Source organism: Polaromonas sp. P1_F2 (assembly GCF_056405735.1).
Genome location: NZ_JBFUBN010000001.1, coordinates 681,056 through 696,556 on the forward strand (window position 1 = coordinate 681,056; position 15,501 = coordinate 696,556).

Genomic DNA, 15,501 nt, shown 5'->3' on the forward strand with positions numbered 1-15,501 from the left:
TCTACTTGCCCAGTCCGATCGCCGCGCGCATCTTCTCCAGCTGGTCCGCTGTCGGTGCCACAAAAGAGAATTGCGGGCCCAGGTCCAGCGCGACGGCGAGCGGCTTGGACGGTGCTGTCAGACCCTGGAAGGCGGCAACGGCCTTCTTGACGGTGGCATCCGGCACGCTGGCGTGCAGGTACAGGCCAAAGCCGACGCTGGTGGCTTTGGTCGGAACCACCACGAGGCGTGCCTGGTGCACTTTTTCGGAGCGCCCGGCGAGGCCCTTGAGGCTGACGCCCAGTGCGGCGGGCTCGCGGGTAACGACGCCTGCCCAGGACTGCTCCTCCCACGCAAAGACGGCTTTTGCAATCAGGCCCTGCTGGCCGACGGTGGCTTGCGGCGCGACATCCTCCACATTGCCGCACAGGCCCTCGGCTTTCGCGATGGCAGCCTCCACGCCGGCAGCCGTACCAAAGCACTTGGAGCGCTGGAGCTGGTCCAGCACGGCTTTCTGCTCTGCCGGCGGCAGGGTTTTCAGCGCCACGGCGCCCGCGTCGGTCGCGGCCTTGCCGGCAGCGGTAATCGCCAGCACCGCTGGCTGGACCACTTCATTGTTGAACACCACGAGCTTGTAGCCGCTCATCAGGCCGATGACCTGGTTGGTGTAGACCCAGCAATAAGGCGTCCGCCCCGATGCGGTGATGTCGTCCACTTTCTTGATGGCATACAAGGGCGTCTGCGGCAGGCCGGCGCGACCGATGAAGGCATGCATTTCCTGTTCCGCCACGGCGCTTTGATAGGCTGCTTCACCACGGAAGAGTTGGGGGTTCATGTAGGCCCCTCCGTCGCAGCTTTGTGCCTGGGCAGCCGGTGCCAAGCATGCGGCTGCCAATGCCAGCGAAAGGGAAATACGGGACAAATAGTGCATGTTTGGCTCCAGAAGCGGTGGCATTTGCCAATTGGGGCAGTTTGGCTGCGGTCACCGGATTTAGTAACAAAGTATGACATGCATACATCGGGCCATGATACGGACGACCCTGCTGGAAAGGCAGGCGTTTACCCGGGGTTGACCCGAATATTAGGCAGTAGACGTTGCCATCAGTTTGGCGAGCCGGCAGCCCGGCCCCCGCTCCCGGCCGGAAGGAAACTATGAAATCGGTAGCACGCCAGGTACGTCGGCATTGGGTTCCCAGCTCTTCTTCCGAGCATTGTGGCTAGCCAATAGTTGTCCTGCGAGTGGCTTTCCACAAGCCGCGGGCTGCCGGTCCCGGCCAAGGGAGCATCCTCTAAAGCGCTTGCGCCCTGCGCCTGGCGCCCGCCGCGCGACGGGCTCGCCAGCTCTTCACCGCGTCGCAGGCTTCGAAGTGCTTGAGCAGATTCTGCTTTTGCCGCTCCAGCAGGCTGCTGGCCTCAATCATCCCCGGCCAGGTCTCGCAGGCCTTGCCCACCGCTTCATTGAGCACGCCGCGCACGCGCGTTTCAAACATGCCGGTGGCGTTGCAGAAGCTGCGCAAGGTCTGGGCCGTCAGCCTGGCCTGCTTTTCCCCGCCAGGCACAAAGCGCAAGGCATGGCCGCGCCCGCCCAGGTAGGCAGCGTAGGCCACCACGTCGTAGGCCGGGGACAAGCCGGGCGTGCGGCCGTCGCGGTAGAGCACGCCGAAATTCTTCACGTGGGCGTCGTAGTTGCCCAGCATCTCATTGACCATCACGCGGCGTATCAACTCTTCCGCCGCGCCCTCGCCCACCTCGGCCGGCAAACTCATGCCTTCGCGCAGCGTCCTGGCCATGGCGGCATAGCTGGCTGCGGGATGGGTGTATTTTTCTTCGGGCTGGATGCGCAGAATCTGTGCGAAGTCCTCGCAGTGGATATGCCCCTGTGGCCCGCGGTCAAAACGTTTGACGGCCAGGAAATGGCGGCTCTCGCCGAGCACAAAGGGTTGTTCCGCCACGATCTCGTCCATGGGCGCCAGCCAGGCCTCGCAGACATCCACACCCGCGGCCTGAGCCAGGCGCAGCGAGAGTTCTTCCACCTCGGGCAAAAGAGCGAATTCCGCCGTGGGCAGCTTGGCGATGATGTGTGTGCCCTGGGCGTCGCGGGTGCGCGCCACATAGCGCCCCTGCTGCTGCACCAGCGCCAGCTTGGGTTGCACGCCCGACAGCGAGGTCGCATCGGGCAGCGGGTCGGCAGTGACGGACATCTCAAGCGCGTCATGGTGCTGGGTGACCACGCCGGCCAGCGCCTGGGTATCGAGGTGCGCCGGGTAGGCGTAAACGTTGCCCGGCAGGTCGGTGCCGCAGGCGGCCAGCATGTCGAAGTGGTCGTTGGGCCCGCAACCGCGCAGTTGCTCCAGGTGGCGGCGCAGCGGCCCTTCGGGCAAGAGGTTTTGAAAGAAGGCCGGCAAGCGGCCGCCTTCGGCATTGAAGAACGGCGTATTGACGTAGCTGCGCCAGAAAATCTCGCGGCGCTGCGCGTCGTCGTCCGTGGCCGACCAGGAAAACACCGGCGATGCCGGGTTGGACCAGAAGGCCTCGTCGGGAATGAAGCGCGTGAGCGCCGTGCTGCCCGTGCCGTATTGGAACAGCAGCCCGGCGCGCAGGGATCCCAGATAGATATCAAGCGCCAGGACATTCATTACCAAGGGCCTTTGGTTTTCCTTATGCCTGCCGCAGCCGCAGCGAGCTGCGAGGTCTCCGCCACGATGCGGTCCACCCGCGACAAGGCGGGCGGCGCGGGCTCCTGGACACCGTGCGCCTGCAGCCCGGCGGCCACCACCTTGGGCAGCAGCAGCACTTCCAGCCCCAGCTGGTCGGCAATCGCCATCAGCGTGGTGATACGCGGCGCGGTGCGCCCTTGAAGCACGTTGCGAACGGACAAGGGCGTGAGCCCCGTCTTTTCGGCCAGGGCCTGGTAGTCCAGCTTCAGGCCTTGCCGTTCCTCTTCGAGGCGTGTCGCGATTTCAGACAATGTTTTCATAAATAAAAATATCGTTTTTTCAAAAAACAATAGTATTTTATCTATTTATTGGCTTGCGGTGGGAAAAAATCTATATAAACCTATCTTTTAATTAATAAAAGATAGTTTTATATAGTTTTATTGCAAATCAATAAAAAAGGACGCGAGTCCTAAAACTAAAACGCGTAGCTGCCCATCCACGAGAGCAGCCAAGTCCGCCCCGCGGCTGGTTCAAAGTAACGGCCGTTGCCTTCGTTGACGATGACGGAACCCGCGTACTTTTTGTTGAAAAGATTGTCCAGCCGCAACGTGCCCAGCATCTTCCAGCCGCCCGCCTCCACGGCATAACCGACATGCGCCGCCGCGACGGTAAACGAGGCGGCCGCGTCTGAATTAAGGTCGTTGACGGGAACACTGCCCAGGTAGCGTGCCTCGACGCCTGCGCGCCATCCCCGCAGCGGCCGCCAGCCGGCTTCCAGCGCCAGGGCGGAGCGCGCGATCCCGGGAATCCGGTTGCCCGCCGGCACCGCCACATTGGGTGTGGCGCAAGGCGTGGCCGCGCAGGTCAAAAACGCATCGCGGTAACGCGCGTCCAGCCAGGTATAGGAAAGCTGCACCCGCCAGTCGCCGGGCAAGGCCAGGCTGGAGACCAGTTCCAGCCCGCGGCGCCGGGTGGCGCCGGCGTTCTGGAAAGTGCTGCGCCCGCCCACATTGGTCTGGCTGACGATTTCATCCCGCGTGGCGGTCTGGAACACAGCCGCGCTCCACTCCAGCCGGGTGGCAGCACCGGCCGGCGTATGCCCTTTCGCGCCCACCTCCAGGTTGTTGCTGCGTGACGGCTTCAAGCCCAGGTTGAGCCCGGTCGAGCCATCGGCGCGGTAGGCGGTCTCGTTCAGCGTCGGGGTTTCAAAGCCCTTGCCGGCGGTGGCGTACAAACGCAGGTTGTCGGCGGGCGCATACAGCAGGCCCGCTACCGGCAAGGTGGCGCTGTAGCGCACGCCGCCGCTGTCATCGCTGTTGGGCCCCGCCACGTAATGATCAGCCGAATCAAAGCGTACCGTGCTGCGGCGCAAGCCCGCATGCAAGGTCCAGCGCGGGGAAAGTTTGAGGGTGGCCTGCGCATAAGGATCCAGGCTGCTGACGCGGTTGGTTTCATCACGGCGCAGCGGGCCCTGCACGCCCAGGCTGGCGCCGCTGAAGTTCTGAAAGCCCAGGCGCTGCTCGCGAAGGCTGTCGTAAGCCAGGCCGGCCACCAGCTCCAGCGGCAAACCGGCCAGCTGCGCCTGCGCCGTCAGGCGCAGGTCCGCGCCGCCATAAGAGCGATTCAAATCGATCACGCCGCCTGGGTGTAGCGGGCTGGCCTGCGCCGCCACGGGAATCGCCTGGTATTGCACCGTGGCGCGCTGGCCCTGGTAGACCATGGCGCGCAGCCGGTTGCCGCCGTCCAGCGGCAACTCGTAAACCACGCCCAGCTGGGTCTGGCGCACCGTCTTGCGGGTGTTGAACTGGGTGGCCGAGGGGTCGGCGCTTTGAGGCGCGGCGTCAAACTGCGCGCGGCTGAGGCCCAGCGGGTCGTCGGCGCGAAGGTCCACATGGTTGGCCACCAGCATGAGCTGCCCGCCGTTGGCGAGTTGCCAGTCGAGGCGCGCATTCGCCAAGTCACGCCGTGCCGCGCTGTGCGCCCGGAAGCCATCGCTGCTGAATTGGCTGGCATTCAAGGTGTAGCCCAATGCGCCCGCACTGCCCATGGCTTTCAGGCCGCTGCGGTAAAAACCATCGCTGCCCCAGGCAAGGTTGGGCGTGAGGGTGGGCGGACCCTGCCCCTGCTCGGTGAACACCTGCACCACCCCGCCCGACGAATTGCCGTACAGCGCCGAAAACGGCCCGCGCAAGACCTCCACCCGGCTGGCCGAGCCCAGATCGATGTGCGAGAGCTGGCCCTGGCCGTCGGGCATGGTGGCCGGGATGCCGTCGACATAAATACGAACGCCGCGCACCCCAAAGGTGGAGCGCGCCCCAAAGCCGCGCACCGACAACTGCAGGTCCTGCGCCTGGTTCTGCCGATCACGCGCCAGCACCCCGGGCGTCAGCGCCAGGCTTTCCGAGAGGTTGAGCTGCGCGCGGCCGTCGGCGCGAAGCCGCTCGCCGTCGATGACGTCGACCGAAGCCGGCACCTCAAAGGGCGGCAGCTCGGTGCGGGTGGCGCTGACCGTGACAGGCGCGAGCGACTGGGCCAGCGCCGTCGCGCCCAGCAAGGGCGACAAGGCCAGCGCGGAGAGGCGAAGGCGGTAAGGCATGAAAGCGGGCACTCGATGGACTATGGACAAGGGCCGGGCCATCGTAGCCTGCCGCCGCGGCCCTTGCCACCGCACGGCTGTAGGCCGGCACCGCAAAAACGGCGTGACTGCCTGGAAAACGGTTTTACCCCCTCTCCCCCTGGGAGAGGGTTGGGGTAAGGGCTAGCGGCGCATAAATACCTACCGTCACATGCACAGGCCGCAGCCCCTCACCCCTGCCCTCTCCCAAAGGGAGAGGGAGCAAGGCACCTCAGCCGAACTTGCGCACCGCATCCAGCGCCAGCCCGGCGCCAATGCTGCCAAAGCGGTCTCCTTCCACGCTGCGCGCCTGGGGCAGCAACGCGGAGATCTGCTCGCGCAGCAAGGGCACCCCGCTGGAGCCGCCGGTGAAGAACACCGTGTCGATATCGTCCCCATCGACGCCGGCATGCTTGAGCAGCGCCACGACGGTGCGTGACACCGTGCCCACAAGTTCGCTGATGGCGCCGTCAAAATCGGGCCGGTGCAAGGTCAAGGTCTCCCCCGGAGCGATGCGTCCCAAATCCATGATGGCTTCGGGCGCATCGGACAGCGCGATCTTGGCCGCTTCCACCTGCATGGCCAGCCAGTGGCCGGCGCGCTCGCGCACCAGGTTCTGCAGGCGGTCCAGCTTGTCCTTGTCGACCGCGCCGCGCCGGATGTCGCTGATCTGCGTCCAGGATTTCTTGCTGTAGACCTGGTTGATGGTGTGCCAGGTCGCCAGGTTGAAGTACTGGGCCGAGGGCACCTCCAGCCCGCTCGCCAGCCGGCTGCCCAGGCCCAGCGTGGGCATCACGCTGGCCAGGCTCAGGTATTTGTCGAAGTCGGTGCCGCCTATGTGCACGCCGCCGCTGGCCAGGATGTCGTCGCGCCGCTCGGCTTTTTTCGCGCGCTCGGGCGACAGGCGCACCAGCGCGAAGTCTGACGTACCGCCGCCGATGTCCACCACCAGCACCAGCTCTTCGCGCCTGATCTGCGACTCGTAGTCGAAGGCCGCGGCGATTGGCTCGTACTGGAAGGCGATGTCTTTCAGGCCGACCGCGTGGGCGATCTCGGCCAGGGTGTTTTCGGCTTTCTTGTCGGCCGTGGCGTCGTCGTCCACAAAAAACACCGGGCGGCCCAGCACCGCGCGGCTGAAGGACTGGTCCGCAGCTTTTTCGGCGCGGTGTTTCAGTTCGCCGATGAACTGCGCCAGGAGCACGCGAAACGGCAGCGCGCGGCCGGCGACTTCGGTGTGGTCGTCGATCATGGCCGTGCCCAGCAGGCTTTTGAGCGAGCGCATCAGCCGCCCTTCATAACCGGCCAGATAGTCGGCCAACGCCGCGCGGCCGTAGCTCACATGCTCGTCTTCCGCATGGAAGAACACCACCGAAGGCAGCGTCGGCTTGCCGCCTTCCAGCGGGAGCAATGCCGGGAGCCCGGGCCGGCTCCAGCCCGCCGTGGAGTTGGAGGTGCCGAAGTCGATCCCGCAGGCCGGGGCGCCGCTCACCGCCCGGCCGGCTTGGCGAAGCCGTTTTCGGCCCAGGCCACGGCGCTGGCGCGGTTGAGCTTGAAGGACGGCGCCACGCGCACCTGCGCCAGCTGCTCGCCGGTTTCATCGGCGGCGCTGAGCAGGCCGTGCGGGTTGTCCTCATCGGGAACGATGTCCAGCGAGATGGTCAGGCGCGCCGCGTTGGCGGTCACGGTGATGCTCTGGTGCAGCGTGGCATGCAGCTGCTGCTCATGCCTGCGCACGAACTCCGAAGCCGTCTTGACCAGCGTGCTGAAGGCGGGCCCGTCCAGCGGCTTGGGATTTTTCTTGTCGCGGCCCATGGTCCAGGGGCCGACCAGCGCGGGCTCGGGTTCGCCGTCCTTGATCATCGCGACGGCCCAGCCGTCGTCGTCTTCATTCTTGATCACCTTGGCCGTCCAGCCGTCGCCGCACCAAAGCCGTGGCTCCTGGATGATGGGCTGGTCGTCGTGGGGGGATTCGTGGTCCGGGCCGGCCGGCGGGGTGTGGGAGTCTGTCAAAACGCGGTCACTCGGGTGGGGCGCCCCAGCTGCAGGTGCAGGCCGGGGGCAAATTCAGGTCACGCACCGCCTTCAACCAACACGGCGCGCATGGGGGACGTGGATTTTACAGCCCCTACCCAAACTTACCCAAACCACTCTTAAACCCCTTACATCCCGAGGTCGCTCAGGCTGGGATGGTCGTCGGGCCGGCGCCCCAGCGGCCAGTGGAATTTGCGATCGGCCGCCTTGATGGGCAGGTCGTTGATGCTGGCGTGGCGCACTGCCATCAGGCCGTTCTCGTCGAACTCCCAGTTTTCATTGCCGTAGGAGCGGAACCAGTTCCCGGCATCGTCATGCCACTCGTAGGCAAAGCGCACGGCGATACGGTTGCCGCCAAAGGCCCACAGTTCCTTGATGAGCCGGTAGTCGAGTTCACGCGCCCATTTGCGCGACAGCAGGCCGACGATTTCCTCGCGGCCGGTGACGAACTCGGCGCGGTTGCGCCAACGGCTTTGCGCCGTGTAGGCCATCGACACGCGCTGCGGGTCGCGCGTGTTCCAGCCGTCTTCGGCGGCGCGGACTTTCTGCACCGCGATGTCGTGGGTAAAGGGCGGAAGGGGCGGCCGGGTTTCCATGGTGGAGTCCTTTGGGTGAGATGGGGGAAAGATGGTAGACAGACTTGTCTACTCGCCGCGATTCTGGCACAGGTAGACAGACTTGTCTACAATCGCGCCATGGACGTCTCCACCCCCTCCCCGCGCGACCGCATCCTGCTCACCGCGCACGACCTGTTCTACCGCGACGGCCTGCGCGCCACCGGCATAGACCGCATCATTGCCGAATCCGGCGTGGCCAAGCTCACCTTCTACCGCTGCTTTCCCAGCAAGGACGAGCTGATACGCACCTTTCTAGATTACCGCCACGAGCGCTGGATGGCCTGGTTTGTCGACGCCCTGGGGCGGCACGGCGCAGCGGCGGGCGGCGGCTTGGCGCCGTTGCTGCCCGCGCTGGCCGAATGGTTTGCCGACCCGCTGTTTCGCGGCTGCGCCTTCATCAACGCCATGGCCGAAGCCGGCGCCCTGCCCGGCGTGGCGCCGATCGCGCAAAACCACAAAAACGACATGCGGCAGGTGATTGCCGGCCTGCTGCCCGCCGGGCCGGGCCAGCAAGCCCTCGCCGGCGCGGCGGCGCTGGCTGTGGACGGCGCCATCGTTCGGGCGCAGATGGAAAGCGCTGAATCGGCGCTGGCGGGCCTGCGCCTGCTGCTGGATGCGCTGGACGCTCCCGCCGGTTAGGCCTTCACGGGTCGCGGCTTAGCCTTGGCCCGGGATTTAAGCGCCGGCCGCGCAGGCCCGGCAATCTTCGCCACCTTCACCGCCGGCCGTTTACCCGAAGCCACCCACTCGTCGTAGAAGTCGATTTTTCTGTCCAGCAGCCTGAGCGCGAGCTGCCATTCGGCAATCATGCCCTTGACCTGCTCGCGGTGTGCCGATAGCAGCGCCTGCCGTTTGGTGAGGGTGCCGCTGCCCTGCTTGACCAGCGCCGTGTATTCGCGCATTTCGGCGATCGACATGCCGGTGCGCCGCAGCCTGTCCATCAGGTCCAGCCAGCTGATGTGCAGCTCGCCGTAGACGCGGCGGCGCCCGGCGTCGCGCGCCACGCCAGGAATCAGGCCCTGGGCCTCATACCAGCGTATGGTGTGCACGCTGCGCCCGGTGCGCGCGGCAAGTTGCCCGATCAGGAAGTTTTCAGCCATGCCCCAACTGTAGGCAGACGCGGCTCAGGCGGCAAGCGCAGTGGACGCTGACGAAGAAGGCGCTTCCAGCGCCGAACTCACCAGCGCGGTGTCGAGGTACTCCATCAAGTCCTTCATCTTCCCGTCTTCCATGCGGCAGACGTAGCAATAACGGTTGTTGTAGGCCTTGCCGGCCTTTGTCGTGACCCGCCCTTCAAATTCGATGATGACCATGTCACCGTCGGCCATCACGCGGCGCGTGGTGCTGACATAGGGCGTGGCGAACTGGGCGTACAGGGGCCGCAGCAGTTCATTGATCACCACCAGCTTGCCGCTGTAGGTGCGCGACCACGGCGTGTCGCCCGGGATGGTCCATGAAAAATCGTCGGCCATGGCGTCGACAAAAGCCGTTCCATTGCCTTTGTCCAGTTCGGCCATGACCTGGCGGATGTGTTGCCTGTTGGCGTCGGTGGTGTTCGTAGTGGATGCTGTGTTCATGAGGAAGCTCCTTGAATGCCCGTCACACCGGGTGTGGGGCCCGGCAATTTGCGAGGGCTTGAAGGAATTGGAAAACCTTGAGTGCACTCAAGGTCAAGCCCCGCCATGGCAGCGTTGTTGTTTTGCAGGGCAACCCTACAATGCCCCATGAACCAGAAACGACCTGCCACCAGCGAATGGGTCAGCAAAATGCTGGCGGTGCTGAAAACCGGCAACACCACCGCGGCGCTCGCCCAGATCAAGGCCACCACCAGCAGCAAGGATTTGCGGCAACTGCATGCCGCGCTCGAAAAGGCGCAGCTTCTCAAGCAGCTCGCCCCTGTCGACACCGCGATTTCCGACCAGTTGCAGGCACTGGCCTCGCCGCGGCTCAGCCGCTCGCCCTGAGAAGACTCTCCGCTAGGCCGGGCGGATCTCGAACTGGGCATCGCCCATATAACGATTCGGCCCCAAAGCCGCCGTGACAGCCGCCAATTCCGCAGCCTGCCATTGGCTGAATACCTCCAGCTCGTCGGCCGACAGCACATCTTCCGCAGGTGATTCGCCATAGGTCGAGACCAGCCGCATATAGGCGTTGTAGACCGGCAGCACCAGGCTTTCATGGCCCAGCGCGGCCTCCAGCGCCGTCCTGAAGCGCTGCTCGGCCGCCTGCAGTTCTCCCTCGGACGCGTCTTCATAGGCGTAGAGCCTGAGCCTGTAACTCACAGGATTTCCTTCATGGCTGCGCAGGCGCCGGAATGTTCTGCGTCAATTCGATGCGGCGGCGCAGGCGATCGGCTTCGGCGGCATCGCCGCCCTGCTCCACCCGGCGCAGCTCCACGCCCAGCCAGGCCAGCAGCGGGCGCCGCCAACCCTGGGCCGAGGCGGTATCGATCGCCTGGCTGATCACGGCCGGGCTGGCCTTGCCGGTTTGCAGCAGCACACCAGCCGCCACCAGCTTCGACAGCGGGTCGGTGATGCCGGCCAGCACGCCCGCATTGCCGGCCGCGGCGGCGCGTTGCGATTCGGGCAGCAAGGCAATCCCCTGCGGCTGGACCCCGCCCTTGAGGTAATCGGCATAGGCCCGCTGGGCTTCGGTGGCATCCGGGCGCAGTTTTTCAAAACCGGCGCAGGGCTCGTCCAGCACCAGGCTGGCGACACGTGTCGCGCAATGCAGCAGTTCGGCCGTGGCCAGCAGGTCTGCGCGGCCCGAGCGCGTGAGCTGGCCGCGCGCGCGCTCCAGTTCGGCCATCTCGACGCGGCTGTTGCCTTCCATATAGGCGGCGACGGAACGGTCCATGGAGCCTTTGGCTTCCAGTTGCCAGTCCGGCGCGCGCGGGCCGCTGGAACAGGCGGCCAGCAGCCCGGCGGCAGCCAGCAACACGGCAAGTTTTGTGGCGGTGGTGTTCATGGCAGTTTCATCTCCGCCTCGCTCGCATCCTTGGCGAAAGGCCATTTGCGGCTGATCTCGTTGATCAGGCCTTCCACCTTGCGCAGGCTGGCCTCCACGTCGGCGCGCAGCGCGCCGAGGTCGGCGGTGGCATCCTTGGCGTTGCGGGTCACCGCCTGGGCGTCCTGCAGCAGCGCATCGACCTTCTTGAGGCTGGTGCGGGCCTCGCCCAGCATGGTGTTGAGCTGTACCACGGTGGCGCGGGTTTCCGGCATCAGGCCCTTGTCACCGAAGACCTGGGTGTCGGTCTTGGCGGCCAGGCCGTCCAGCTTGGTAAGCAGCGCATTCGTGCGATCCAGCGTGGCGGCGAATTTTTTCGCTTCGGCCTCGCTGCCCAGCAGCACCGTGAGCGCGCCGCCCGGGCCGTTGAGCCGGTCGGTCAGGGTTTTGACGTTGGCCAGGCTGGCGCCCACCGCGCCGCCCTCACCGGTCAGGGTGTTGAGGTTTTCGATCAGCTCCTTGGCCGCGGCGACCACCTTGGGGACCTCGGCAGCGGCATCGCCCAACAGCACGGTACGCTCCGCGCCCTCGGGCAGCAGCGGGTCGTTCAGCAGCCCGGTGTATGCGCGCAAGCCTGTGCCGCCGACCAGCCCGCGCACCAGCGTGAACACGCTGCTGGTGCGCAGCCAGTGCGCGTCCTTGGCGGCCACGTCGACCAGGATGCGGGCCTTGCCGTCGGCGGCCAGCTCGACGCGGTTGACCCGGCCGATCGGGAAACCCGAGAAGGTCAGGTCCATGCCGACCACCACGCCGTCCGAATCGTCGGCGATCAGAACCAGGCGCTGGGTTGATTCAAACGCGCCGCGGGCATACATCACATACAGCGCCGAGCCGCACACCAGCAGCAGCATGAAGAGCAGCAGCAGCCTGGCCTTGAACTCCAGGCCGGCGATTTCTGCCGGCGAGGACTCCGTCTCGCGCGAGGGCTGCAGCGGGTCCGGCCGGCCCGGCGGCGGCGGTGATGGGTTGGGGGTGTCGTGGGGTGAACTCATGGGATGTACTTTTTTTGTTGAGTCAATAGTAATTGCCGACCAGCGACGCCACTTCGATCAGCAAAATCACGGCAAACATGCGCACCAGCCCGCGCATCTCGGCGCTGGTGCGCACGCTGGCTTCGGACATGCCGTACAGCGCCGAAGCCATCGGAATCAGCGACACGGCCAGGCAGAAAAACAGGGTCTTGAGCACAAAGATCAGCGTGACCGCCGGGCTGAACACCTGGCCGAAGAGCCGGGTGTAAGACGCCAGGCCCGAAAGCGTAAAGCCGTAGGTCGCGATGTAGGCCACCACCAGCGCCACCACACAGCTGAGCGCCGCCAGTGTGATGCCCGAAAACATGCCCGCTACCACGCGCGGCAGCACCTCGCGCCGCACAGGCTCGATGCCCTTGCGCCGCATTTCGTCGAGCTCGCCGCTAGCCTGCATGGCCGTCAATTCCGCGCCGTCGGGAATCGTGCAGCGCAGCGCCACAAACAGCGCCGCCGTCAGCGGGATCAGTTCCAGCACCAGCACCCGAATCACCACCTGCAGGGCATACTGCGACAGCCCGTAGCTGAGCGCCGTCACCAGCACGATGCGCGTCAACACCACGGTCACCAGCGCGCACAGCACGGTGAACCACAAAAGAATCGGCGCCGTGTTGATATAGATGTGGCGCGCCAGGATCGCGCGGCTTTGCGGGCTGTAACTTGAAGGCGACAGCGTCAGCACCAGGATCAGCGCCCCCAGGTGCACCAGCCGCCACCACTCGATCACCCACTGCTGCGCGGCACGGCCGGTTTGCGTGAGTCGATCCTGTCCGTGTGCCTTGGATGCCATCCGGGCATGATACCCGCGGGCCTTGCCGGTTCCATGTAGGATGGCAGGCGTTTTGCCCTCCCCTCACCCCTTCTTCATACCTCCCTGATCGCAAATACACCATGGCCCTCGACACCTGGACCGCCTACTTCCTTGCCTCCATCCTGATTGCCTTGTCCCCGGGTTCGGGCGCGGTACTGGCCATGAGCCATGGCCTGAGTTTTGGCATGCGGCGCACGCGCGCGACGATTGCCGGTTTGCAGATCGGGCTGGTCGTCATCCTGCTGGTGGCGGGTGCGGGCGTGGGTTCGCTGCTGGTGGCGTCGGAGCTGGCTTTCAGCGTCGTCAAAATCCTGGGCGCGGCCTACCTGATCTACATCGGCTTGGCGCAGTGGCGTTCATCAAACGGCATTGCGCCGGATGGCGAGGCCGGCGTTGCCGATGGCAACGACCTCTCGGCCAGGCGGCGCTTTTTCACCGGGCTGCTGACCAATGTGACCAACCCCAAAGGCATTCTGTTCATGGTGGCGGTGCTGCCGCAATTCATCAGCCCCAGCCGGCCGCTCTGGCCGCAGTTGCTGGTGATGGCCGTGACCACGGTGGCGGTAGACACCGTGGTGATGCACGGCTATGCCTTCGCAGCCAGCCGTTTGCAAACCTTTTTCAAGAATGCGCGCGCGGTACGGCTGCAGAACCGCATCTTCGGCGGCATGCTGATGGCGGTGGGCGCGGGCCTGTTCTTTGTGAAGCGCAGCCACGCGGCGGCGCACTAGCCTCTCAAGCTTTCACCACCTGGGCCGAGACGATGGCTGCCAGCGTACGCAGCGCCTCATCGGCCTGGCTGGAAAACGGCGCGCCACAGCTGATGCGCAGAAAATTGTCGAAGCGGTTCGAATTCGAAAACATGGAGCCTGGCGCGACCCGTATGCCCTGGCGTATGGCGGTGTCGAAAACGGCCTGCGCCGAGGTGCCGGCCGGCAGTTCCACCCACAGCATCATGCTGCCCCGGGGCACCGACAAGCGGGTGCCGGGCGGGAAATGGGCCGCGATGGCTTCGGCCATCTGCTCGCGCTGCGCGTTGAGCATGCGGCGCAGCCTGGCCATGTGGCGGTCATAGGCGCTGGAGGCCATGAACTCGGCCACGGTGTACTGGGCCAGGGTTTCATTGGCGCGGCTTTGCGCGTACTTAATCATCTGGATGCGGGCCTGCCAGCGGCCGCCGGCGACCCAGCCCAGGCGCAGGCCGGGCGCCAGTGTCTTGCGCAGCGAGGCGCAGTAAATCACCGAGCCATCGTGGTCCCAGGCCTTGGCGGCCTTGAGCGGGACATCGTCGGGGCCCAGCGCGCCATAGGTGTCGTCTTCAATCAGCGCGATCTGCTGGCGCTCGCACAGCCGCACCAGCTTTTCTTTTTCGGTGTCGGGCATGACGCTGCCCAGCGGATTGTGGAAGTTGGGCATGACCACCACGGCGCGTATGCGGTCGTGGGTGCGCAGGGCAAGGTCCAGCGCCTCGACGGAAATGCCCTGCTGCGGACTGGTGGGGATCTCCAGCGCGCGCAGGCCCAGGCTTTCGAGGATTTGCAGCAGGCCGTGGTAAGTGGGGGATTCCACCGCGACGGTGTCGCCGGGCTGCGCCACCGCGCGCAAGGCGATGTTGAGCGCCTCTATGCAGCCGTGGGTCACCAGAATGTCCTCGGGCGACAGCTGCATGCCGGCGTCCAGCGCGCGTTTGGCCAGCACCGCATTGAGCGGTGAATCGTGCAAAAAATCGGGCGCGCTCACCAGCAGGAAGGGATGCTTGCGCAAGGTCCGCGTGGCGGCGTTCTTGAGCGCCTCGGCGGGGTACATATCGGGCGAGCCGTAAGTACCCGCCAGGTTGGTGACCAGCGGATAGAAGTCGCACTTGGCGACAAAGTCGGAGACGCGGTCATGGATGCCGACGTACTGGGCCGGGTCCAGCTTGCGGCCCAACTCGGGCTCGCTGGGCGGCTGCAGGTCGGTGCGCCGCCGCTTGAGCACAAAGTAGCCGGACCGCGGCCGCGCCTCCAGCAAGCCTTCATCCTCCAGCGTATGGCAGGCCTCCACCGCGGTGGAGAGGCTGACCTGGTGCAGCCGCGTCAGCGCCCTGACCGAAGGCATGCGTTCGCCGGGCATCAGCACGCCGGACTGGATGGCCTGCCGGTAGTGGCTGGAAAGCCGCAGGTAGAGGGGTTGTTGCGTCAGGGGTAACACGTCCATGGCTTGAATGATCCGTGAAGGGGCTGCGGCGACACAGCCACAGATGGAGCGAAATCAGACCATAACAGATGAAGAAAAAGTCTTCTGTACCGATACAGAAAGGCCTTGTGTGCATCTGTCGGGAATCCGGCGCTTTCCTTAACCTTGCAGCCATGCCCACCCCAGTTCATCAACCCTGCAATGGAGCCGCCATGGAACACCGCTTTGCTTCCCGTCGCCTTGAACTTGACGCAGGTGAATCCCTGTTCTTCCACAGCAAGGCCGGCAGCGCGCTGATCAGCACCTCCGGCACGCTGCTGGTGACGGGCGCGCCGCGCTGGCTGGGCGAACAGGTCGTTTGCCATGACGCGGTGCTGGAGGCGGGACAAGCACACACCGTCAACCAGGACGGCTGGATCACGGTGACCGCCCAGCATGGCGGCGCGGCCTGCATCGTGAGCCAGCCGGCCCGCGTTTCGCTGTGGGAAGCGCTGACGGCTGCGGTCAGTAGAGGGTTGAGCCGCCTTTCAGAAATCACCCACGCCGCGCGCGGCCGATACCGCGGCGCCAAACCGGTTTAAAG

At 65.4% G+C, this 15,501-nt stretch carries 18 protein-coding genes; 4 read left to right on the forward strand and 14 right to left on the reverse strand.

Translation table 11 applies throughout. The annotated features are described in order from the left end of the window. Position 1: 1 nt before the first annotated feature. The 7 genes from AC1D0O_RS03395 to AC1D0O_RS03425 all read right to left on the reverse strand — a co-directional run bounded on the left by AC1D0O_RS03395 (position 2) and on the right by AC1D0O_RS03425 (position 7,877). On the reverse strand, positions 2–814 hold the full coding sequence (locus AC1D0O_RS03395; protein ID WP_477652135.1) for a hypothetical protein: 813 nt from the start codon (positions 812–814) through the stop codon (positions 2–4). Positions 815–1,268: 454 nt separating this feature from the next. Continuing rightward, positions 1,269–2,615 (reverse strand): type II toxin-antitoxin system HipA family toxin, encoded by a 1,347-nt coding sequence (locus tag AC1D0O_RS03400; RefSeq protein WP_477652136.1) that lies wholly within the window; start codon positions 2,613–2,615, stop codon positions 1,269–1,271. Beyond that, positions 2,615–2,956 (reverse strand): helix-turn-helix domain-containing protein, encoded by a 342-nt coding sequence (locus AC1D0O_RS03405; protein WP_477652137.1) that lies wholly within the window; start codon positions 2,954–2,956, stop codon positions 2,615–2,617. The genes AC1D0O_RS03400 and AC1D0O_RS03405 overlap by 1 nt, the downstream gene beginning before the upstream one ends. Positions 2,957–3,111: 155 nt before the next feature. Further along, positions 3,112–5,232: a TonB-dependent receptor domain-containing protein gene (locus AC1D0O_RS03410; protein ID WP_477652138.1), complete on the reverse strand. Its 2,121-nt coding sequence runs from the start codon at positions 5,230–5,232 to the stop codon at positions 3,112–3,114. Positions 5,233–5,482: 250 nt separating this feature from the next. After that, a complete protein-coding gene (locus tag AC1D0O_RS03415; RefSeq protein ID WP_477652139.1) occupies positions 5,483–6,739 on the reverse strand; it encodes an Hsp70 family protein in 1,257 nt (418 codons plus the stop codon). Continuing rightward, positions 6,736–7,260, reverse strand: a complete 525-nt coding sequence (locus AC1D0O_RS03420; RefSeq protein WP_477652140.1) for a hypothetical protein — start codon at positions 7,258–7,260, stop codon at positions 6,736–6,738. The genes AC1D0O_RS03415 and AC1D0O_RS03420 overlap by 4 nt, the downstream gene beginning before the upstream one ends. A 149-nt stretch (positions 7,261–7,409) precedes the next feature. Continuing rightward, positions 7,410–7,877: a nuclear transport factor 2 family protein gene (locus tag AC1D0O_RS03425; RefSeq protein WP_477652141.1), complete on the reverse strand. Its 468-nt coding sequence runs from the start codon at positions 7,875–7,877 to the stop codon at positions 7,410–7,412. A 99-nt stretch (positions 7,878–7,976) separates the two neighbouring features. On the opposite strand from AC1D0O_RS03425, the gene AC1D0O_RS03430 reads away from it, so the two are divergent. Beyond that, positions 7,977–8,537 carry a TetR/AcrR family transcriptional regulator gene (locus AC1D0O_RS03430; protein WP_477652142.1) on the forward strand — a complete coding sequence of 187 codons (561 nt, stop codon included), beginning with the start codon at positions 7,977–7,979 and terminating at the stop codon, positions 8,535–8,537. Here the strand turns inward: AC1D0O_RS03430 and AC1D0O_RS03435 are convergent. Together AC1D0O_RS03435 and AC1D0O_RS03440 are read right to left on the reverse strand one after the other, a co-directional pair. Beyond that, entirely contained in the window at positions 8,534–8,998 is a 465-nt protein-coding gene (locus AC1D0O_RS03435) for a MerR family transcriptional regulator (protein WP_477652143.1), read from the reverse strand. The two genes, AC1D0O_RS03430 and AC1D0O_RS03435, sit on opposite strands and share 4 nt — an antisense overlap. A 24-nt stretch (positions 8,999–9,022) precedes the next feature. After that, positions 9,023–9,475, reverse strand: a complete 453-nt coding sequence (locus tag AC1D0O_RS03440) for a nuclear transport factor 2 family protein (protein ID WP_477652144.1) — start codon at positions 9,473–9,475, stop codon at positions 9,023–9,025. Between the two features lie 147 nt (positions 9,476–9,622). Between AC1D0O_RS03440 and AC1D0O_RS03445 the strand changes: the two genes are divergently transcribed. Continuing rightward, positions 9,623–9,862 carry a hypothetical protein gene (locus tag AC1D0O_RS03445; protein ID WP_477652145.1) on the forward strand — a complete coding sequence of 80 codons (240 nt, stop codon included), beginning with the start codon at positions 9,623–9,625 and terminating at the stop codon, positions 9,860–9,862. Between the two features lie 12 nt (positions 9,863–9,874). Here AC1D0O_RS03445 and AC1D0O_RS03450 read toward each other — a convergent pair whose 3' ends face one another. Genes AC1D0O_RS03450 through AC1D0O_RS03465 form a run of 4 tightly spaced genes read right to left on the reverse strand, consistent with a single transcriptional unit; the run spans position 9,875 to position 12,722 of the window. Further along, on the reverse strand, positions 9,875–10,180 hold the full coding sequence (locus AC1D0O_RS03450) for a hypothetical protein (RefSeq protein WP_477652146.1): 306 nt from the start codon (positions 10,178–10,180) through the stop codon (positions 9,875–9,877). Between the two features lie 10 nt (positions 10,181–10,190). Next, a complete protein-coding gene (locus tag AC1D0O_RS03455) occupies positions 10,191–10,865 on the reverse strand; it encodes a hypothetical protein (RefSeq protein WP_477652147.1) in 675 nt (224 codons plus the stop codon). Further along, positions 10,862–11,896, reverse strand: coding sequence for an MlaD family protein (locus AC1D0O_RS03460; RefSeq protein ID WP_477652148.1), 1,035 nt, complete (start codon positions 11,894–11,896; stop codon positions 10,862–10,864). Before AC1D0O_RS03460 ends, AC1D0O_RS03455 begins: the two co-directional genes overlap by 4 nt. 22 nt (positions 11,897–11,918) lie before the next feature. Next, positions 11,919–12,722: an MlaE family ABC transporter permease gene (locus AC1D0O_RS03465; RefSeq protein ID WP_477652149.1), complete on the reverse strand. Its 804-nt coding sequence runs from the start codon at positions 12,720–12,722 to the stop codon at positions 11,919–11,921. 101 nt (positions 12,723–12,823) lie between these two features. Between AC1D0O_RS03465 and rhtB the strand changes: the two genes are divergently transcribed. Next, the gene (rhtB, locus tag AC1D0O_RS03470) at positions 12,824–13,474 is read left to right on the forward strand and encodes a homoserine/homoserine lactone efflux protein (protein WP_477652150.1); all 651 of its coding nucleotides are present in this window, start codon (positions 12,824–12,826) and stop codon (positions 13,472–13,474) included. Positions 13,475–13,478: 4 nt separating this feature from the next. On the opposite strand, the gene AC1D0O_RS03475 is transcribed toward rhtB, so the two are convergent. Continuing rightward, on the reverse strand, positions 13,479–14,939 hold the full coding sequence (locus AC1D0O_RS03475; protein ID WP_477652151.1) for an aminotransferase-like domain-containing protein: 1,461 nt from the start codon (positions 14,937–14,939) through the stop codon (positions 13,479–13,481). Positions 14,940–15,130: 191 nt separating this feature from the next. Here AC1D0O_RS03475 and AC1D0O_RS03480 point away from each other — a divergent pair, with 191 nt between their 5' ends. Beyond that, a complete protein-coding gene (locus tag AC1D0O_RS03480; protein WP_477652152.1) occupies positions 15,131–15,499 on the forward strand; it encodes a hypothetical protein in 369 nt (122 codons plus the stop codon). Positions 15,500–15,501 lie beyond the last annotated feature (2 nt).